Annotated in this window: 16 protein-coding genes; 11 read left to right on the plus strand and 5 right to left on the minus strand. The window is 62.6% G+C overall.

Features of this window, described 5'->3' with window-relative positions:
* The first annotated feature begins 32 nt into the window (after nucleotides 1-32).
* The 7 genes from ubiB to FHT77_RS05790 all read left to right on the plus strand — a co-directional run bounded on the left by ubiB (nucleotide 33) and on the right by FHT77_RS05790 (nucleotide 9,775).
* Nucleotides 33-1,607: a 2-polyprenylphenol 6-hydroxylase gene (gene ubiB, locus FHT77_RS05760; RefSeq protein WP_183753288.1), complete on the plus strand. Its 1,575-nt coding sequence runs from the start codon at nucleotides 33-35 to the stop codon at nucleotides 1,605-1,607.
* A gap of 91 nt (nucleotides 1,608-1,698) precedes the next feature.
* Nucleotides 1,699-3,282 (plus strand): aromatic amino acid lyase, encoded by a 1,584-nt coding sequence (locus FHT77_RS05765; protein ID WP_183753290.1) that lies wholly within the window; start codon nucleotides 1,699-1,701, stop codon nucleotides 3,280-3,282.
* 30 nt (nucleotides 3,283-3,312) lie between these two features.
* Entirely contained in the window at nucleotides 3,313-4,695 is a 1,383-nt protein-coding gene (locus FHT77_RS05770) for a dihydroorotase family protein (protein WP_183753297.1), read from the plus strand.
* Nucleotides 4,692-5,954 carry a Zn-dependent hydrolase gene (locus FHT77_RS05775; RefSeq protein ID WP_183753299.1) on the plus strand — a complete coding sequence of 421 codons (1,263 nt, stop codon included), beginning with the start codon at nucleotides 4,692-4,694 and terminating at the stop codon, nucleotides 5,952-5,954. Before FHT77_RS05770 ends, FHT77_RS05775 begins: the two co-directional genes overlap by 4 nt.
* Nucleotides 5,954-7,051, plus strand: coding sequence for a DUF917 domain-containing protein (locus FHT77_RS05780; RefSeq protein ID WP_183753301.1), 1,098 nt, complete (start codon nucleotides 5,954-5,956; stop codon nucleotides 7,049-7,051). The genes FHT77_RS05775 and FHT77_RS05780 overlap by 1 nt, the downstream gene beginning before the upstream one ends.
* A gap of 48 nt (nucleotides 7,052-7,099) precedes the next feature.
* Nucleotides 7,100-8,761 (plus strand): urocanate hydratase, encoded by a 1,662-nt coding sequence (locus FHT77_RS05785; RefSeq protein WP_183753303.1) that lies wholly within the window; start codon nucleotides 7,100-7,102, stop codon nucleotides 8,759-8,761.
* A 138-nt stretch (nucleotides 8,762-8,899) separates the two neighbouring features.
* Nucleotides 8,900-9,775 (plus strand): DMT family transporter, encoded by an 876-nt coding sequence (locus FHT77_RS05790; RefSeq protein ID WP_183753305.1) that lies wholly within the window; start codon nucleotides 8,900-8,902, stop codon nucleotides 9,773-9,775.
* Nucleotides 9,776-9,802: 27 nt separating this feature from the next.
* On the opposite strand, the gene FHT77_RS05795 is transcribed toward FHT77_RS05790, so the two are convergent.
* A complete protein-coding gene (locus FHT77_RS05795; RefSeq protein WP_183753307.1) occupies nucleotides 9,803-11,083 on the minus strand; it encodes an MFS transporter in 1,281 nt (426 codons plus the stop codon).
* Between the two features lie 96 nt (nucleotides 11,084-11,179).
* Here FHT77_RS05795 and FHT77_RS05800 point away from each other — a divergent pair, with 96 nt between their 5' ends.
* Nucleotides 11,180-12,052 carry a LysR family transcriptional regulator gene (locus tag FHT77_RS05800; protein ID WP_183753308.1) on the plus strand — a complete coding sequence of 291 codons (873 nt, stop codon included), beginning with the start codon at nucleotides 11,180-11,182 and terminating at the stop codon, nucleotides 12,050-12,052.
* On the opposite strand, the gene FHT77_RS05805 is transcribed toward FHT77_RS05800, so the two are convergent.
* On the minus strand, nucleotides 12,053-12,958 hold the full coding sequence (locus FHT77_RS05805) for a LysR family transcriptional regulator (protein ID WP_183753310.1): 906 nt from the start codon (nucleotides 12,956-12,958) through the stop codon (nucleotides 12,053-12,055).
* A gap of 126 nt (nucleotides 12,959-13,084) precedes the next feature.
* On the opposite strand from FHT77_RS05805, the gene FHT77_RS05810 reads away from it, so the two are divergent.
* Together FHT77_RS05810 and FHT77_RS05815 are read left to right on the plus strand one after the other, a co-directional pair.
* On the plus strand, nucleotides 13,085-13,849 hold the full coding sequence (locus FHT77_RS05810) for an SDR family oxidoreductase (protein ID WP_183753312.1): 765 nt from the start codon (nucleotides 13,085-13,087) through the stop codon (nucleotides 13,847-13,849).
* Nucleotides 13,850-13,959: 110 nt separating this feature from the next.
* Nucleotides 13,960-14,709, plus strand: coding sequence for an SDR family oxidoreductase (locus FHT77_RS05815; RefSeq protein WP_183753314.1), 750 nt, complete (start codon nucleotides 13,960-13,962; stop codon nucleotides 14,707-14,709).
* Between the two features lie 113 nt (nucleotides 14,710-14,822).
* Here the strand turns inward: FHT77_RS05815 and FHT77_RS05820 are convergent, their stop codons facing one another.
* Complete coding sequence (locus FHT77_RS05820) at nucleotides 14,823-16,193, minus strand: PepSY-associated TM helix domain-containing protein (RefSeq protein ID WP_183753316.1); 1,371 nt, start codon at nucleotides 16,191-16,193, stop codon at nucleotides 14,823-14,825.
* 65 nt (nucleotides 16,194-16,258) lie between these two features.
* Nucleotides 16,259-16,666, minus strand: a complete 408-nt coding sequence (locus FHT77_RS05825) for a DUF2946 family protein (RefSeq protein ID WP_183753317.1) — start codon at nucleotides 16,664-16,666, stop codon at nucleotides 16,259-16,261.
* 123 nt (nucleotides 16,667-16,789) lie between these two features.
* Between FHT77_RS05825 and coaBC the strand changes: the two genes are divergently transcribed.
* Nucleotides 16,790-17,998 carry a bifunctional phosphopantothenoylcysteine decarboxylase/phosphopantothenate--cysteine ligase CoaBC gene (coaBC, locus tag FHT77_RS05830; RefSeq protein ID WP_183753319.1) on the plus strand — a complete coding sequence of 403 codons (1,209 nt, stop codon included), beginning with the start codon at nucleotides 16,790-16,792 and terminating at the stop codon, nucleotides 17,996-17,998.
* Here coaBC and FHT77_RS05835 read toward each other — a convergent pair.
* Nucleotides 17,988-18,797: a class II glutamine amidotransferase gene (locus FHT77_RS05835; RefSeq protein WP_183753321.1), complete on the minus strand. Its 810-nt coding sequence runs from the start codon at nucleotides 18,795-18,797 to the stop codon at nucleotides 17,988-17,990. The genes coaBC and FHT77_RS05835 overlap by 11 nt on opposite strands.
* Between the last annotated feature and the right edge of the window lie 158 nt (nucleotides 18,798-18,955).

An 18,955-nucleotide genomic window follows, 5' to 3' on the forward strand; every position in this document is an offset into this window, starting at 1 on the left:
ACCCGCTCGCTTTCGCAGGCAGGCAATCCGGCATGAGCACTCTGGGGGCATATTTCCGGCTCTGGCGCGTCGGCTGGATTCTGGTGCGCGAAGGCGTGATTTCGGCCTTGCCGTCGGAAGATCTGCCGCCATCGGTCGGCCTTGCCAAGTCGTTTGTGGGCCTGTTCGCGCGCAATCGTTCAAAATCGAAGAAGCGCAGCGACCGGCTGGCGCAAGCCGTTGAGCGGCTGGGCCCCTCCTATGTGAAGATCGGTCAATTCCTGGCAACGCGCCCCGATGTCGTTGGTGTCGAGTTCGCCGACGATCTGTCGCAGCTTCAGGACCGCATGGCATTCTTTCCGCTCGCCGCCGCCAAGGCGAGCATCGCCGGATCGCTCGGCCGCCCGACAGAAGAACTTTATGCAAGCTTCGGCGAGCCGATTGCCGCCGCTTCGATCGCGCAGGTGCACCCCGCCGAGGTCGATACACCTGCTGGGCGCAAGAAGGTTGCGGTGAAGGTCGTTCGCCCCGGCGTGCGTCAACGCTTCACGCATGACATCGAGGCGATGTATCTCGTCGCTCACATGCAGGAGCGCTTCATGCCTTCGAGCCGGCGGCTAAGGCCGGTCGAGGTCACGAAGACGCTGGAGCAGACGACCAAGGTCGAAATGGACCTGCGGCTCGAGGCGGCGGCCCTTTCCGAGATTGCCGAAAATACCGAGAAAGACCCAGGCTTCCGCGTGCCGAAGGTCGATTGGGAGCGCACCGGCCGCGACGTAATCACCATGGAGTGGATCGACGGCGTGAAGATGTCGGATGTCGAAGGCCTGAGGGCCGCCGGCCACGACCTCAACCTGCTCGCAGACACGTTGATCCAGTCATTCCTGCGCCACACGCTGCGCGACGGCTTCTTCCATGCCGACATGCATCCAGGCAACCTGTTTGTCGACGAGCACGGCGATATCGTTGCGGTCGACATGGGGATTGTCGGGCGTTTGGGGAAGAAGGAGCGCCGTTTTCTGGCGGAAATTCTCTTCGGCTTCATCACCCGCGACTATATCAGGGTCGCCGAAGTCCACTTCGAGGCAGGCTACGTGCCGGGCCACCACAATGTCGAAAGCTTCGCGCAGGCGATCCGCGCGATCGGCGAGCCGATCCACGGCCAGCCTGCCGAGACGATCTCGATGGGCAAGCTGCTGACCCTGCTGTTCGAGGTGACCGAACTCTTCGACATGGCGACGCGGCCCGAACTGGTCATGCTGCAGAAGACCATGGTCGTGGTCGAAGGCGTGTCGCGCATGCTCAATCCACGCTTCAACATGTGGAAGGCATCCGAACCCGTTGTCGGCGATTGGATCCGCAACAATCTTGGCCCGAAGCGCATCGTCACCGATCTCAAGGACGGGCTGAAGGCGGCTGTGAAGCTAGCCGAAGCAGCGCCCGAGATTGCCGCCAAGACCGAGAAATTCCACCATCAACTGCTGCAGATGAGCGAGAACGGATTGCGGTTCGACGCGGAAACGGCTGAGGCGATCGGCAAATCCGAGGCGCGACACAATCGTTCCGGCCGGTTCGCCCTCTGGATTATCGCGCTCGCCCTTCTTTATATTGCTTGGGTGGTCACCTGATCCATCGCAGCAATGCATGTTGTGTTCGATATTTGGGATATCCCATCGAGTAGCGCCGTCGCATAGTCTCACTTTTCAGGAGATATGGCAGATGAAGCATGAACGCCCCCGCATCGAACTTTCCGGACAGCCGCTCAGCTTTGCCGAAATGGTGAGGGTCGGATCGGGAAAGGTGGCGATCTCGGCTTCTGCGACCGGGATGGCTCGCGTCGAGATCGCGCGCGGGATCGTCGAGGATGCGATCAAGTCTGGAATGCCCGTCTATGGAGCGACCACCGGCGTCGGCGCCATGAAGGATGTCGAGTGGTCCCCCGAGGACCTCGATGCCTTCAATCTCGGGCTGGTGCGGGCGCATCACTTCGGCACTGGTACGCCATTTTCGTGCTCGGTGGTGCGCAACGCGATGGCCATCCGCATCAATACTGCGCTGACGGGGCAAGTCGGCTGTACACCCGAACTCGTCAATGCATACATGCAGATGCTTGAAGCGGATATCATTCCGGTCGTGCGCCGCACCGGCTCCATTGGCTGCGCCGATATCGGCCTGATGGGGCAGATCGGCGCTGTACTGACGGGAGTCGGTGAAGCCGTCCATCGCGGCAAGCGCATGCAGGCGGCCGATGCCTTCGCCGCTGCCGGCATGAAACCCTTCACCATGGCACCGCGCGACAGTCTGGCCTCGCTCAGCGTCAATGCCGTGAGTTTTGCCGCGGCAGCGGACGCCACTCGCAATGCCGCTGCCTCCATTCGTGTGCTGCTCGCCTCCGGCATGATGGCTTCGGGTGCACTCGGCGCTTCCCGCGACCCGTGGCTTTCCGTTCGCCATGTCGGCACCTCCCGGGAGGCATTGATCGGCTCCTGGCTCTGCAATGCGTCGGACGCCTGGCACTGGCCGATCAAGACTCACGTCCAGGACCCATTGAGCCTGCGCATGATCGCGCAGGTCTTCGGCGCCGTCATCGAGAACCTGCTGACGACGGGTCACAAGATCCTCGCCGCCACCGGACGCTCCGACGACAATCCAGTCGTCGTCGAGGGGCGGGTCATGACGTCGGGCGGATCGCTGCCGCTCGACGTGACAATCCTGCTGGAATCAGCTGCTCTCTGCATGGCGCACGCCGCCCGCAATGCCTTCAACCGCTGTGTCCTGCTCGGCAACGGCCAGCGCCGTGACCTACCGGTCAATCTCGTGCCGCCTGGCCGTATCGCCACTGGCTTCGGTCCGATCATCAAGCTGGCCGGCGAAATCTTTTCTCGCGTGCTGTCGATGTCGAACCCGGTTTCGGCGCAGTCATTGGTGGTTGCAGCCGGCCTCGAGGATGAGGCTGCCTTCCTGCCGCTGGTGATCGAGCGCTTCGAACGCCAGACGCGCGCGCTGATGCGCCTCGCCGCTCTCGAAGCGCTGCTTTCAGCGCAGGCGGTGGACATTCTCGGCGACAAGCCGAAAGGCGTCGGCGGGATGCTCTATGACATCGTTCGCAAGCATGCGGACTTTTATACGGTCGACCGGCCACTCTCTGCCGAGGTGGAAGCGATCGAGGAAGAATTCGGCTCCGACGCCTTCATGTCCAAGCTGATCGAAGAGGTGCCGATCGCATCCTTCGACGATTTCTTTGCGCTCGGCTCGCTGGCGCGCATCGAGCAGCGCCTGACCCAGGAACCGGTCGCCATCTGATCCTTCAATATTCGCCACGGAGAAAGCGGCATGGCTGATTTCGATCTCGTTCTGCAAGGCACGGTCGTTTTGCCGGAGCGCATCCTGGAAGCCGGCTACGTCGCCGTCCGCGATGGCAAGATTGCGGAGATCGGCCTTGGAGTGCCGCCTGCCGCGCGCGAACGCCATCTCCTCGGCAAGGCATTGATCCTGCCGGGCGCCATCGACGCCCAGGTTCACTCGCTGTCGCAGAAGGACCAGGAGGATTTCATCTGGTCGACGCGCTCGGCTGCTGCCGGCGGCGTGACGACGATCGTCGACATGCCCTACGATGAAGGCAATCTTGTCTGTTCGGCGGAAGCCGTAAAGAAGAAGATCGCCCATGCCGGCCCGCAGGCGCGGGTCGATTTTGCGCTCTACGGCACCGTCGATCCCGAGGAAGGCGCCAAGCGGGTTGCCGAAATGGTCGATGCGGGCGTTGCCGCCTTCAAGTTTTCGACGTTCGGTACGGATCCGAAACGCTTTCCGCGCATCCCCCCTGCCCTGCTGGACGAATGCTTTGCCGCGATAGCGCCGACCGGGCTGACCGCCGGCGTTCACAACGAGGACGACGAGGCCGTTCGCACCTACATGGATCGCGTGAAGGCGAGCGGGATCACTGATTGGCGCGCGCATGGACTGTCCCGGCCGCCGATCACCGAGTTGCTCGCCATGCACACCATCTTCGAGACGGGCGCCAATACGGGTTGCCCGTCACATGTGGTGCATTGTTCACTCGGGCGCGGCTACGACATCGCACGCGCCTACCGCCGCGACGGTTTCGAGGCGACGGTTGAATGCTGCATTCATTACCTGACTTTGGATGAGGAAAACGACGTCAAGCGGCTCGGCGGTAAGGCGAAGATCAATCCGCCGATCCGACCACGCGCCGAGGTCGAGGCGCTGTGGCGCAAGATTGCGGAAGGCAATGTCTGGCTGGTCTCGACGGATCACGTCAGCTGGTCCGAAAATCGCAAGACCAACCCTGACATGCTCGCAAACGCGTCCGGCGTTCCCGGGCTCGAAGTGATGGTACCGCTCTTCGTCAAGGGTGCCTCCGAGCGCGGCATTCCGCTCACTTGGGCGGCCAAGCTGATGGCGGAAAACCCGGCGAAGCATTTCCGCCTCGATCATATCAAGGGCGCGCTGACGCCAGGCAAGGACGCCGATATCGTCGTGCTCGAGCCGCGCGAAACGGTCTATGACGCCGCAGCCAGCGGCAACAACGTGGTCGGCTGGAGCCCCTACAACGGTATCCGCCTTCCCTGGACGGTCGCCGCGACCTATCTGCGCGGCAAGAAGATCACCGATGGCGCGACCGTGTCGGCTGAACCCGGGAACGGCCAATTTGTGCGTCCGCTGCCGAGGCAGGTAATCGCCGGAGCCGCAGAATGAGCCGAAACCTGCCGGTCAACGCGGATCGTATCGCAGAGGATATCGACGCCCTGTCTGGGATTACCGAACCCGGTCATCCCTGGACCCGCCGCGCCTTCTCGCCACTCTTTCTTGAGGGGCGCGCCTATATCGAAGCTCGCATGCGGGCGGCTGGCCTCGAGACGCGGATTGATGCCGCCGGCAACCTGATCGGCAAGCGACAGGGAGCCGGCAACGGGCTCGGCACGATCATGCTCGGTTCGCATTCGGACACTGTGCCGGATGGAGGACGGTTCGACGGCATTGCCGGCGTCGTGGCAGCGCTGGAAGTCGCTCGTGCGCTCCGCGATCGGGGCATCGAACTCGATCACGACCTCGAGATTGTCGACTTCCTCGCGGAGGAGGTCAGCATCTTCGGTGTCTCCTGTATCGGCAGCCGGGGCATGACCGGGCAGCTGCCGGAAGCGTGGCTTGCCCGCGCGACGGACGGGCGCGACCTGGCCGAGGCGATTGCCGAGGTCGGTGGGCGCCCGAGCGTGCTGCAGCAGCAAAACAGGCCCGATATTTCAGGCTTTCTCGAACTGCATATCGAGCAGGGGCCGGTTCTGGAGAACGAGAAGAAGGACATCGGCATCGTCACTGCGATCGCCGGGATCACCCGGATTGAGATTGTCGTCGAGGGGCGCGCCGACCATGCCGGCACGACTCCGATGGATAGCCGCTCGGATGCGCTGGTCGCCGCCGCGCAACTAGTGCTCGATATCCGCAATGCCGCATCCGCCCGCGCGAAGACACCGGGGCATTTCGCTGCGACAGTCGGCGAGTTCCGGATCGAGCCGAATGCGGCCAACGTCGTTCCGTCGAAGGTCGTGTTGCTGATCGATGGGCGGGCGGAGGTTCGCAACGACATGGAAGCTTTCTGCGAGTGGCTGGACGAGCACGTGATTAAGTTAGCCATCGCTTACGGAGTTTCGATCAAGAGTCCCATGCGGGTTTCGGATAACCGTCCGACGCCGAGCGATGCCGGACTGTTGAAGACATTTGAAAGGGCGTGCGGAACCGTCGGCGCCAGGTACCGCCGAATGGCATCGGGCGCCGGCCACGACATGGCCTGGATTGCCAAGGTCGCGCCTGCGGCCATGATCTTCGTGCCCTGCAAGGAGGGGCGCAGCCACTCCGCCGACGAATGGGCTAACAACGACGACATCGCGCTAGGGGCGGCCGTGCTTTTCGAAGCCGTCTTGGACATGGACAAGAGCTTGAAGCAGGAGAATGCCTGATGGGACGCATACTGGTTGAAAAGGACGTCGAAGCAGCGGTCAAGGGCGGGTCGGTCTATGCTGCCGGTGGGGGCGGCTGGGCGGATCACGGGCGCATGCTCGGTTACGCAGCGGTCAACGTCGGCAAGCCGGAACTTGTGTCGATCGACGAGCTGAAGGACGACGACTGGATCGCGACGGCCGCCGCGATCGGCGCACCCGCCTCCACGACGCCCTGGGAGATGCAGGGCATCGACTATGTGAAGGCCGTGCAGTTGCTGCAGGACGAGCTCGGCGAGAAACTGTCCGGCCTGATCATCGGCCAGAACGGCAAGTCATCGACGCTGAACGGCTGGCTGCCTTCCGCCATTCTTGGAACCAAGGTCGTCGACGCCGTCGGCGATATCCGCGCGCATCCGACCGGCGACATGGGCTCGATCGGCATGGCGGGCTCGCCTGAAAAGATGATCCAGACGGCGGTCGGCGGAAACCGCGCCGAGAACCGATACATCGAGCTTGTCGTAAAGGGCGCGACAGCGAAGATCTCACCGATTCTGCGGGCGGCCTCCGACCAGTCGGGCGGCTTCATCGCCAGCTGCCGCAACCCGCTGCGTGCCTCTTATGTGCGTACCCATGCTGCACTTGGCGGCATCTCGATGGCGCTTGCCCTCGGCGAGGCGATCATTGCGGCTGAGAAGATCGGCGGTTCAGCCGTGATCGACGCCATCTGCAAGACCACCGGCGGCCATATCCTGGCCGAAGGCATCATCACCAAGAAGGACGTCGTCTATACGAAGGAAGCCTTCGACATAGGCACGATCGTCGTCGGCTCCGGCGACAAGGCGGTGACCATGCATGTGATGAATGAATACATGGCCGTCGACGACATCGAGGGCAAACGCATCGCCACCTTCCCCTCGGTCATTACGACGCTCTCGCCCGAGGGAGAACCACTGAGCGTCGGTCAGTTGGAGAGCGGCATGCATGTGTTCATCCTGCATGTGCCGATGAGCATCATTCCGCTGTCGGCAAGCGTTCTCGACCCGACCGTCTATCCCCCGGTGGAAAAGGCGATGGGGATCGAGCTTGCCCGCTACGCGCTGGCCGCGAAAGCCTGAGCCGCGCCGGATTCCGACGCGGCAAGCGAAGATAGAGGAACAACCAAGATGCCGAAGCCCAATCCACGTCATCCGAAATTTCCGATTCCGGGCGGGTCGGACCTGCGCGCCAAGGGTTGGCGGCAGGAGGCCCTGCTGCGGCTTCTGGAAAACGTTCTCTCCGTCGGCGAGGATCCGGACAATCTCGTGGTCTACGCCGCGCTCGGCAAGGCCGCGCGCAACTGGGCGGCGCACAAGGGCATCGTCAAGGCGCTGACCGAGATGGACGAGGATCAGACGCTGCTGATCCAGTCCGGCAAGCCGATCGGCGTTGTCAAGACGCACGCGAAGGCACCGCTCGTCATCATGGCGAACTGCAACATCGTCGGGCAATGGGCGAAGGCCGAGGTCTTCTACGAGCTGCAGCGGAAGGGATTGATCTGCTGGGGCGGGCTGACGGCCGGTGCCTGGCAATATATCGGCAGTCAGGGCGTCATCCAGGGCACCTATGAAATCTTCATGCGCATTGCAGAGCGCCGGTTCGGCGGCGATCTCTTCGGACGCTTCGTGCTGACGGCGGGGCTCGGCGGCATGGGCGGCGCGCAGCCGCTCGCCGGCCGCATGGCGGGTGCGGCCATCCTCTGCGTCGACATCGATGCCGAGCGCGCGAAGAAGCGGCAAGAGATCGGCTATCTGCAGGAAATCGCGCCGGATCTCGATACGGCGCTTGCGATGATCGACGCCGCCGTGAAGGAAAAGCGGGCGCTATCCGTCGGTCTCGTCGGCAACGCCGCGGAAATCTATCCCGAAATCGCACGGCGCGGCATCGTGCCCGATATCGTCACCGACCAGACCTCCGCGCACGATCTTGTCTACGGTTACGTGCCGAAGGGGATGAGCCTCGCGCAGGTGCGCGAGCTGCGCGACGATGGTCAGGGACAGTTGATGGCGGCAAGCCGCGCCTCGATCGTGCAGCACGTAACCGCCATGCTGGACTTCCAGAAGAAGGGCTCCGAGGTCTTCGACAACGGCAACCTCATTCGCACACAGGCGAAGGAAGGCGGCGTCGCCAACGCCTTCGACATCCCGATCTTCACCGAAGCCTATCTGCGGCCGCTCTTTGCCCGGGCAATCGGTCCCTTCCGCTGGATGGCATTGTCGGGCGAGGAAAGCGACATCGCCCGGATCGATGATCTGCTGCTCGAGATGTTCCCCGAGAACAAGATCATCACCAACTGGATCCGGCTGGCGCGCGAGCATGTGCCTTTCGAGGGATTGCCGGCCCGCATTGCCTGGCTCGGCCACGGCGAGCGCACGATGCTCGCCCGCCGGGTCAACGAACTCGTCGCAAGCGGTGAGCTGAAAGGGCCCGTCGCCTTCTCGCGGGATCATCTCGACGCCGGCGCGATGGCGCATCCGAACATCATGACCGAGCGGATGAAGGACGGCTCCGACGCGATCGCCGATTGGCCGCTGATCGATGCGATGATGCTTTGCTCGTCGATGGCTGATCTCGTCGTCGTTCATTCCGGCGGCGGCGGCTATGCCGGCTACATGACAAGCTGCGGCGTGACCGTCGTGGCCGATGGCACCGATGCAGCTGACGAGCGACTTGACCATGCGCTCACCAACGACACGGCGCTCGGCGTCATGCGCTATGCCGATGCCGGCTATGACGAGGCGCTGGATGAGGTGGCAAGGAAGGACGTTCCTTACATCAGGCTTGGATAGCGCCGCGGCGGCTGTCTGGAGGCATTTTCTGTCGGATTACGCTATGGCGTGGCGCAACCGATCGATCGCTGGTCTGGCGTCTCTGATACAGATCGGATGTCGACTCGACAGCTGCCCTTCCAACGAACGGATCTCACCATGCAGCCCCGCACCTACGGTATGCTCCTCGTCAGCATCGCTACGATCATGTGGAGCACCGCGGGGCTCTTCGTCCGGGCGCTCGACCTCGATGTCTGGACGGTGCTCGGCTGGCGCTCACTGTTTGGTGGACTGGCGCTGACGATCATCATTTTGGCAAAGAAGCGGATCAGTGCCGCGCCTGGCAAGGCACCGCTCTATTTCTATCCGCTGTTTGGTCTGATGGCCGCGATTTCGATGTACGGCTATATTGGCGCGCTCAAGCTGACGACCGTCGCCAACGTGCTGGCGATCTATGCGACCGTTCCCTTCGTCGCCGCAGCCATCGCCTATCTCTGGCTGAAGGAGACCATCAGTAGGCGCGTGCTTATCGCCAGTATGATCGCCTTCGTTGGCGTCCTGATTGTTGCAGGTTTCGGGGCGAGGCCCCAGGACATCGCGGGCAATGCCCTGGCGTTCCTGATGACGCTAACCTTCAGCATTCTGCTCGTGGCAGCGCGACGCTATCCGGCGCTGCGGCTGGCGCCAGTCAACGCGCTGGGGTCGGGCCTCTGTGTGCTGCTTTGTCTGCCGCTGATGTCCCACACGCTACCGAGCTGGCAGGAAATCCTCGTGCTCGTGGTGTTTGGGTCGACGACATCGGGGATCGCCTATCTGCTGTTCATGACCGGCGGCCGCTATATTCCGTCGAGCGAGGCTGGACTGATCGGCTTGCTTGACGTCGTGCTCGGCCCGCTCTGGGTCTGGCTCGCCTTCTCGGAGACACCCACCCTTTCCACGATCATCGGCGGTGTGATCATCCTGATCTCCGTCTTCTGGTATCTGTGGAGTGGCATGAGAGGGGCTCAACCGCGGCGCACGGCAAAGACTGTTTAGTCCGCTTACTATCTTTGGTTATGACGCCTATCGTTTGGCCAGCCTCGCGGCGGCGAGCGCCGCGACCATACCGAGCACCAGCAGTGCCAGCGTGAAGACCACGACGGCATTCCAGCCATCGGCACCCCAGAAATAGCCACCGACCGAACCGGCAACGCTGGAACCGATGTAATAAGACAGCAGATAGAGCGCGGAAGCGTGCCCCTTGGTGCCGCGGGCAAGGCGACCGACGAGCGCGCTTGCCACCGAATGGGCGACGAAGAAGCCCGATGTCAGCAGCACGATGCCAAGGACAATCAGCGGCAAGGAGGATGAGAGCGTCGCGGTCACACCCAATGCCGCGACCGCAATGCCGGCCGGCAGGACGATGAAGTGACCGATGCGGTCACCGAGCATGCCGGCAACCCACGAGGCAGCGATGCCAAAGAGGTAAACCGTGAAGATCAGGCCAAGCTCGGTTTGATTGAGGTTGTATGGTGGCTGAACTAGGCGGAAGCCGATGTAGTTGTAAACCGTGACGAAGGTGCCCATGGCGAGAAAGCCGATGGCGAAGAGCAGCGGCAGGGCAGGATTGCTGAGATGTCCGGCCCAGGCCCTCACGTGGAATCGGGCGTCGAAACCCTTGCGCGGTGTAAAATTGCGCGATGCGGGGAGCAGCAGGAAGAAGCCTATTGCTGCAGCGAGGCCGAGCACGCCGAGCGCCCCCAATGCGACGCGCCAGGAGAAAAATTCAGCCAGCGTGCCGGTGACGACACGGCCTGCCATACCGCCGAAGGCATTCCCAGCGATATAGAGGCCCATCGAAGCGCCAAGTCCCCGCGGATCGATTTCCTCGGAGAGATAGGCCATCGCAACAGCCGGTACGCCGCCGAGCAACAGCCCTTCAAGCGCGCGGATAACAAGCAGCGCGTGCCAGCTTGGGACGAGGGCGCAGGCGATCGTGCAAAGCGCGGCCCCGAGCAGCGAAGCGAACATCAGGCTGCGGCGGCCAAAGCTTTCGGAGACGGCCGCGGCACAGAAGATCGCGAAGGCGAGAAAACCGGTCGACAAAGACAATGATAGCGAGCTCGCCGCCGGGCTTACTCCGAAGTCCGCGGCAAAGATCGGCATCAGCGGCTGCACGCAATAGAGCAGCGAAAAGGTAGCAAAGCCGGAAAGGAAGAGCGCGAGGCTGGCGCGCCGATAGGACGAGGTGCCGCGCAGCAGGAACTGCCTGTCCTGCGGCTCCGCCGTCGTTCGCACGACGTGGAGATTTGGACGCGAGTGAATTTCGGAGGCGTCTAAGGGCTTATCTGCGGCGCGTTGCATTGGGGCACCAACCTTTCACGCCTTTTGACCTAGCCAGCAGCGCGCCATTTGTCCAATATATGAAAGTGCCATTGTCGATAGCTTTTGGAGATACCAATGGAGTTGCGCCATATCCGCTATTTCCTGGCAGTGGCCGAAGAGGGGAATTTCACCCGCGCCGCCGCGAAGCTCGGCATCGGCCAGCCGCCGCTCAGCCAGCAGATCCGCGACCTTGAACATGAGGTCGGCGCCGCGCTGTTTCATCGCGTCCCGCATGGCGCGGAGCTGACGGAGGCGGGCAGCGCATTCCTGCCGGAAGGCCGGGCTGCCATTGCTGCTGCCGAAAAGGCGAAACTCGCCGCACAGCGCGCGACACGTGGCGAGACCGGGCGGCTGGCACTCGGCTTCACCGCGTCCTCCGCCTTCAACACGGCGGTCAGCGGCACGATCCGCCGCTTTCGCAGCCAGTGGCCCGATGTCGGCCTTTCCTTGACCGAGATGAACAGCAATTGGTTGATGGAGAAATTGCTGCGGCAGGAAATCGACGTCGCCTTCATCAGACCCGGTCTGGAAGATCCGAAAGACGTCACGCTGAAGCGACTGGCGGACGAGCCGATGCTGATTGCTTTGCCGGCGCACCACCCGCTTGCAAAATACGGGAAGGTGCCACTCTCGGCGCTTGCCGGCGAACCCTTCATTCTGTTTCCACGCACGGTCGGTCTCAGTCTCTATGACGATATCGTGCGCGGATGCCGCGATGCCGGTTTCGAGCTCGTCGTGACACAGGAGGCGCCACAGATTCCGTCGGTCGTCAATCTTGTGGCCGCCGATCTCGGCGTGTCGATCGTTCCGGCTTCGATTGCCCATCTGGCTCTCGATGGCGTCGCCTACCGACCGATCGAGGGGCCACCGCTGGTGGCGCGTCTCGGACTTGCTATGTTGAAGGCACAGCGGTCGCGCGTCGCCGCAAACATGATGAGCCTCATCTGATCATCCGGCGGGATCCCAATAGGGCGGATCTCCGAAGGTCCTGCGCAGATGGTCCGCGACGGCGCGCAACTTCGCGGACGGATTGCGGCCCTCCGGATGCGCCATATAGATGAACTCGGCTTCCGGCCTGTAGCCGACATCGATTTCCTGCAGCTGTCCCTTACTGATCGCAGGTCCGGCGATGAAGGCTGGCAGCAGCGCGATTCCGAGACCGGCGGCCGCGGCATCGCGGATCATGTCTCCGTTGTTCATGCCGACGGCCTGGCTTGCCCGCACGACGATCGCTCCATCCGGGGTCTGGAACCGCCAGTCGGCAACGCCCCGGTTGGTGTAGAAGATGCCTTTATGACCATCGAGGTCGGCAAGGGTCTTCGGCATACCATGGCGGCCGAGATAAGCCGGCGAGGCGACCAAAATCCGACGACTGCGGCTGAGCTTCCATACCACCAGCCGGGAGTCGACAATCGGGCCATGGCGGACCACGGCATCATACCCTTCCGAGGAGACATCGACGCGGCGGTCGTCGATGTCGAGCACAAGCTGGATCTCCGGGTGCTCGGCCAGAAACGGGTATAGCGCAGGGCCAAGATGCATGCGCCCGAAGGTGACGGGGGCGGCAATGCGCAGCGGTCCGGATAGTGTGCCACGGCGTACCGCCATCTCGGCGGTGGCTTCCTCTATTTCCTGAACGATCCGCGTCGCGCGCTCCAGAAAGGCCGTGCCGTCTTCCGTGAGGGTGAGTTTTCGCGTGGTGCGATGAAGGAGCACACCGCCGAGCGATTTTTCAAGCTCCGCCAGTCGCTCGCTGACGACAGACTTCGACAACCGCAGGCGCCGGGCGGCCTCGCTGACCGAGCCGGCTTCCACGATCGCCACGAAAGCCGTTATTCCCTCAACCCTGATCATCGTTCGGCAAATCCGAATTCGAGTTCCACCATTTGGAGACTAATCCGAACGAAAAGAAAATGCCATCTTCTGCTCATCGAAAGGGACGGCAATCGCCACCCACAACCCAACACTGGAGATGGAACAATGAACCGCTTGAATGGAAAAGTCGCCATCGTAACCGGCGCGAGCGCCGGCATCGGTCGCGCAACGGCCAAGCTCTTTGCTGCCGAGGGCGCAAAGGTCGTGGTCGGCGCCCGCCGCCAGGCAGAACTTGAAAGCCTGGTGGCAGAGATCAAGGCAGCCGGTGGAGACGCCGTCGCCGTTGCCGGCGACGTCCGCTCGGAAGACTATCACAAGGCGCTGGTCGCCACCGCAGTCGATCGCTACGGCAAGCTCGACATTGCTTTCAACAATGCCGGCATCCTTGGCGAAGCCGGTCCCAGCACTAGCGTTTCGGAAGCCGGTTTCACTGAAGCGCTGACGATCAACCTGACGGCCTCCTTCCTGGCTGCCAAGCATCAGATCGGCCAGATGGAAAAGAACGGCGGCGGCTCCGTCATCTTCACCTCGACTTTCGTCGGCTACAGCTTCGCCTTCCCGGGCGTTGCCGCTTATGCCGCCAGCAAGTCCGGCCTCATCGGCCTGACACAGGCGCTCGCTGCCGAATTCGGCCCGAAGAATGTGCGTGTCAATGCGGTTCTGCCGGGTGCTGTCGACACCGACATGTATCGCGAGATGAACGACACCGAAGGCAAGCAGAGCTTCATCACCAGCCTGCATGCGCTGAAGCGTGTCGCTGCGCCTGAGGAACTTGCCCGCTCCGTGCTCTACTTCGCATCCGACGACTCGAGCTTCGTCACCGGCACCGCCTCGCTGGTCGACGGTGGCGCCTCGATCACCCGCACCTGAGTTCGAAAGCTATCCGCTCTGACCGGAAAGATTGTGGAAAGAGCGGATATCGCGGCTAGCAATTGCAATCGCATCCTCCCAACATCAATGGATCATAAGGACTCACGACAATGGCACGCTTGCAGAACAAGACAGCTCTCATCACTGGCGGCACCAGCGGCATCGGCCTCGAGACCGCCCGTCAATTCATCGCCGAAGGCGCTCGCGTTGCCATCACCGGTAGTAGCGAAAAGAGCGTCGAGGCCGCCCGTGCCGAATTTGGCGACAAGGCGTTGGTCATCCAGGCGGATGCCGGCAACGCTGCCGGCCAGAAGACCGTCGCCGCCACCATCAAGGACGTTTTCGGCCATCTCGACATCCTCTTCGTCAATGCCGGCGTGGCCGAGTTCGGCCCGCTCGAACAATGGAGCGAGGAAGCCTTCGACAAGTCGATCGCGATCAATGTCAAGGGTCCGTTCTTCCTGATCCAGGCACTCTTGCCGCTCTTTTCGAAGCAGGCTTCGATCGTTCTCAACACCTCGATCAACGCCCATATCGGCATGCCGAATTCCAGCGTCTACGCCCTGACCAAGGGCGCGCTGCTGACGCTGGCAAAGACGCTCTCCGGCGAACTGATCGGCCGCGGCATTCGCGTCAACGCGGTCAGCCCCGGTCCGATCGCGACACCGCTCTATGGCAAGTTCGGGATGTCGGAAGCCGACGCCAAAGCCATGGCTTCGCAGATCCAGGCGCAAATCCCGGTAGGCCGGTTCGGCGATGCCGGCGAGGTTGCCAAGACGATCATTTTCCTCGCCTCCGATGAAGCCGCCTATATCGTCGGCAGCGAGCTCGTCATCGATGGCGGGATGAGCAACCTCTAAGGACCGAGACCCCGAGAGAGGATGCATGAGAAGGCCGTGGATTCTCTCCTCCACGGCCTTTCTGCTATCTGTCGATCGGGCTGGGCGCGAGTGTGTCCGCCTCCCCAGCGAGGTCAGATCGATGGCAACCTTCTGGACCTGACGTAGAGCCAATCCAATCCGAGCATAACGATGAGCGACAGGCCGACCAGCGGGAAGAGCACCCCGCCGATGGCAAGGATCGCAATCAGGCCGCGAAACACGCGTTTGTCCGCCGGCATCGGCGGAACGCCGAGCGATCCGGCCGGGCGTCGCTTCCACCACATGATCGCAGCCGAAACCGCAAGCAGGATGATCGCCGCACAAGCGACGATAAGCACAAGCTGGTTCACAAGCCCGAATTGCTGACCGAGATGGGTGTTGATGCCCCACTCGAGCGACTCTCCGAGCGGACCGTAGTCGGCATAGCTCATGTCGATCAGTGGCGTTCCGGAATACTGGTCGAGATGTACGACCCGCTGCTTGGTAAGGTCATCGGGATAGACCGATCCGGTAAACACACCGTCCGACGTCGTCGGAATATTCACGGCGTAGCCACGATGCAGGCCAAGACGGTCGAAGGTGGCGACGGCGCCGTCGAGACTGATCGGCTGTGCATGATGCGCGTGCCCGGCAGACTGCGGGACCTGCGCCTGCTCCAGCGACCACGAGGTCTTGGCAATGTGATCGAGGTGCTCGTCGGACATCGGTACGGCGACGCGCACCCCTGCGGGATAGCCGAAGTTGTTGCCATTCGCCCATTCATTGACCTTGCCACCCCAGACCCCGGACCACGGCATGCCCGTGATGGCCAGGAAGACGATGAAGAAGCCGACGAATATGCCGGTCACGGCGTGCATGTCCCGCCAGAAGACCCGGCGCTTCGGCGTGCCGCGAACGGAAAGAACGCCCCCAGTCTGGCGTCGCGGCCACCAGAGGTAGATGCCCGTGGCAACCAGCAGGATTGACCAACCGGCCGCGATTTCGATCAGCATGCGTGCGTAGTTTCCGAAATATTTTAGGCTGTGAAGATAGCGGATCGTCCACATGACGGTGCCGCGATCCGGCAATGCGCCCAGCACCTTGGCGGTGTAGGGATCAACGTACACGGCAAGTTTACCTTCCGCCACCGTACCGATGGTGATTTCGGCAGAAGCGTCGGGCGTGGCCGGGTCGGTGAATTTGACTGCAGTTCCAGGGTGGACAGCAAGCGCGGCGGCCACCATCGCTGAAGGTGCCGCACGGTTTACGCCCGGCTGCACTTCGACGCGCTTGAGATCGGAATGGATCGCCGCGTCTATCTCATCCTTGAAGAGATAAAGGCCGCCAGTGATTGCCAGCGTAATCATGAAAGGCAGGACGAGAAGGCCTGCGTAAAAATGCCAACGCCAGACGGCGCGGTAGAGGTCGGAGGCGGAGCGCACCGAAGCGCCAACGCTCTCGCGACCGATGGTAAGATCGGACATGGAGGACTCCCAACGTGAGAAAATCGGCCTCTGCGCGACGGGCGTAGAGGCGGACGACGATGACGTCAGGCTGTGATGGGAGGTGCACGCGGTTCGGCGATCCGTCCGCGTAAAGGATATGAAACAACGGCATCCGCTCGGGCCGCTATGTCGATAGAGGCCTCGACCGCAACATAAAGAGGAGCTGTCTGCCCGCCGAGAATTGCCGGCATGGCAGTCGATACGAGGCGGCAGAGCGTGCCGCACGGGCACTCCGGCATCTTCTTGGCCGGCAAATTACCGTGCCCGGCATCATCGACGGAACCGTGTCCGCTCGAAGAACAGATGATCGCGAAGGGATCGACGGCGGATGCCGCCATGGCGCCCTGCGCGGTGCCGGTCAGCAGCCCCTGGATCAAAAGCAGGCAGGCGAACAGCAGCGCGACGGCGCTTGCCGATACCCGATCCCGCAAGATTCGCCGCATGGTCCCCATGTTTCGCTCCATGCCACAGGACGTCCGCGTTGTCACTGCGACCGATGCGCTTCCAGTGCCGATTGCTTATTATTCCCCAAAGGCTTAGGGTTTGCTGCAACCAGCTAATCGATGGAAAGAGCCATGGTTCTCAGCGGCAAACGGATCCTCCTCATCATTTCAGGCGGGATCGCGGCCTATAAAAGCCTGGACCTGATCCGACGACTCAGGGAGCGGGGCGCTTCCGTGCGACCGCTGATGACCACAGGCGCGCAGGAATTCGTGACGCCGCTTGCCGTCGGTGCGCTTGCTGCCGACCATGTGTTCACGGATCTTTTTTCTCGGCAGGACGAGCAGGATGTCGGGCACATCCGGCTGGCGCGCGATTGCGACCTTGTCCTGATCGCGCCGGCGACGGCGGACCTGCTTGCCAAGATGGCGAACGGGCTTGCTGACGACCTTGCTTCTACGGTGTTGCTTGCGACCGACCGGCCGGTTCTCGCCGCACCCGCCATGAACCCGCATATGTGGGCCCATCCGGCGACGAAACGCAACGTCGAGACGCTGCGCGGCGACCGCATCCGGTTCATCGGGCCGATGTCCGGCGAGATGGCGGAGAGCCGCGAGGCGGGCGTCGGTCGCATGGCCGAGCCGCTGGAGATCGTTGCTGCCGCAGAAGCGTTGCTGAGCGATGGGCCGAAGCCGCTGGCCGGTCGCAGGGCAATCGTCACCTCCGGGCCAACGCATGAGCCGATCGACCCCGTGCGCTACATCGCCAATCGCTCCTCCGGCCGCCAGGGGCATGCGATTGCCGCGGCACTCGCCACGCTTGGCGCAGATGTGACCCTCGTTTCCGGACCGGTTTCCATTCCCGATCCTTTCGGCGTCAAGGTTGTCCATGTGGAGCGCGCCGATCAGATGCGGGACGCCGTGCTCGCCGCCCTGCCCGCCGATGTCGCCGTGATGGTCGCGGCCGTCGCCGACTGGCGCGTGGCCTCAGCCGCCGACCAGAAGATCAAGAAGCATCCGGGCGAATCCATCCCGACGCTCGCGCTAACGGAAAATCCGGACATCCTGAAAACAGTCGGCCATCACACGATGCGGCCGAAGCTGGTGATCGGTTTCGCCGCCGAAACCCAGGACGTCGAGAGCAACGCCAGGGCAAAGCTTGATCGCAAGGGCGCCGATATCATCGTCGCCAACGATGTTTCGCCGGCAACGGGCATCATGGGCGGTGTGCGCAACCGCGTAAAGATCGTCGCCCACAGCGGCATCGAGCAGTGGCCGGACCTTGCAAAGGAAGAGGTTGCCACCAGGCTGGCGGCAATGATTGCCGAACGGCTCAAGCCGTGATGGCGACCGGAGCGGCTCTCACCACAGCCTGCACCGGACGAAACGGTACGATGTCGAGACCACCATCGCCGAGCGTGACGACGCTGCCGTCCGGGATCTCTGCCCAAGCATCGACGTCATCGTTGAGCGGCTCGGACACCAGGCAATAGCCCTTGCCGAGCGGTGAGGCGTAAAGCGTCGGCGCCTTGCGATCGGTCGCATAGCGCATCGCGTAGAGCGACTTGCCATCGGAGAAGGCCGCCGTATAGCGCAGCAGCACAGATCCCAGCAGCTTGTCGGCGAGGCTTTCGACGAAGCGGATCATCTCCGCCATCGCAGCCACCGGCGTCTGTTGCAGACCGAACTGCAGGGCAAGGAGGAACATCAGCTCTGAATCGGTCGTCCCGCCGCGGGCATTGAAGAGTTCGTCGTCCAGCATGGCTTCCATGGGTCGGCGCAGCCGCTCGAAGCCGGAGATCTGGCCGTTGTGCATGAACGACCAGTTGCCGTAGGTGAAAGGGTGACAGTTGTCACGACGGGTACCGCCGCCGGTAGCCGCCCGCACGTGCGCCAGGAACAACGGCGAACGGATCTGCCGCGCAAGGCTCTTGAGATTGCAGTCGGACCAGGCCGGCAAGGTGTCGCGATAACGACCCGGCTCCGGTCGGTCGCCATACCAGGCAATGCCGAAGCCGTCGCCATTGGTGGGCGTCTTGGCGCGGGTGGCGCAATGCGATTGCTCGATCAGCGAGTGCGCGGGAGATGACACCAGTTCCTCCAGATAGAGGGGTTCTCCGCGATAGGCTGCCCAGCGACACATGCTCTTTCCACTCCGGAACCCGCTCCGTCGGAAGCGGGAGAAATGCTGAAACGCGACAATGATTGTCGAATCCGATGGTTAATAAGACCTGAACGGCTTCGTGGCTTGCAAGCGGAAGATGACAAATTTCTGACGGTTGACGCGTTCACATTGCGCAA

Origin of the sequence: Rhizobium sp. BK181 (assembly GCF_014193305.1) — a bacterium.
Classification (GTDB): domain Bacteria; phylum Pseudomonadota; class Alphaproteobacteria; order Rhizobiales; family Rhizobiaceae; genus Rhizobium.

Coding starts and splice junctions, on each gene's coding strand:
- ubiB (WP_183753288.1), top strand. CDS start 33: ATGAGCACTCTGGGGGCATATTTCCGGCTCTGGCGCGTCGGCTGGATT.
- FHT77_RS05765 (WP_183753290.1), top strand. CDS start 1,699: ATGAAGCATGAACGCCCCCGCATCGAACTTTCCGGACAGCCGCTCAGC.
- FHT77_RS05770 (WP_183753297.1), top strand. CDS start 3,313: ATGGCTGATTTCGATCTCGTTCTGCAAGGCACGGTCGTTTTGCCGGAG.
- FHT77_RS05775 (WP_183753299.1), top strand. CDS start 4,692: ATGAGCCGAAACCTGCCGGTCAACGCGGATCGTATCGCAGAGGATATC.
- FHT77_RS05780 (WP_183753301.1), top strand. CDS start 5,954: ATGGGACGCATACTGGTTGAAAAGGACGTCGAAGCAGCGGTCAAGGGC.
- FHT77_RS05785 (WP_183753303.1), top strand. CDS start 7,100: ATGCCGAAGCCCAATCCACGTCATCCGAAATTTCCGATTCCGGGCGGG.
- FHT77_RS05790 (WP_183753305.1), top strand. CDS start 8,900: ATGCAGCCCCGCACCTACGGTATGCTCCTCGTCAGCATCGCTACGATC.
- FHT77_RS05795 (WP_183753307.1), bottom strand. CDS start 11,083: ATGCAACGCGCCGCAGATAAGCCCTTAGACGCCTCCGAAATTCACTCG.
- FHT77_RS05800 (WP_183753308.1), top strand. CDS start 11,180: ATGGAGTTGCGCCATATCCGCTATTTCCTGGCAGTGGCCGAAGAGGGG.
- FHT77_RS05805 (WP_183753310.1), bottom strand. CDS start 12,958: ATGATCAGGGTTGAGGGAATAACGGCTTTCGTGGCGATCGTGGAAGCC.
- FHT77_RS05810 (WP_183753312.1), top strand. CDS start 13,085: ATGAACCGCTTGAATGGAAAAGTCGCCATCGTAACCGGCGCGAGCGCC.
- FHT77_RS05815 (WP_183753314.1), top strand. CDS start 13,960: ATGGCACGCTTGCAGAACAAGACAGCTCTCATCACTGGCGGCACCAGC.
- FHT77_RS05820 (WP_183753316.1), bottom strand. CDS start 16,193: ATGTCCGATCTTACCATCGGTCGCGAGAGCGTTGGCGCTTCGGTGCGC.
- FHT77_RS05825 (WP_183753317.1), bottom strand. CDS start 16,666: ATGGGGACCATGCGGCGAATCTTGCGGGATCGGGTATCGGCAAGCGCC.
- coaBC (WP_183753319.1), top strand. CDS start 16,790: ATGGTTCTCAGCGGCAAACGGATCCTCCTCATCATTTCAGGCGGGATC.
- FHT77_RS05835 (WP_183753321.1), bottom strand. CDS start 18,797: ATGTGTCGCTGGGCAGCCTATCGCGGAGAACCCCTCTATCTGGAGGAA.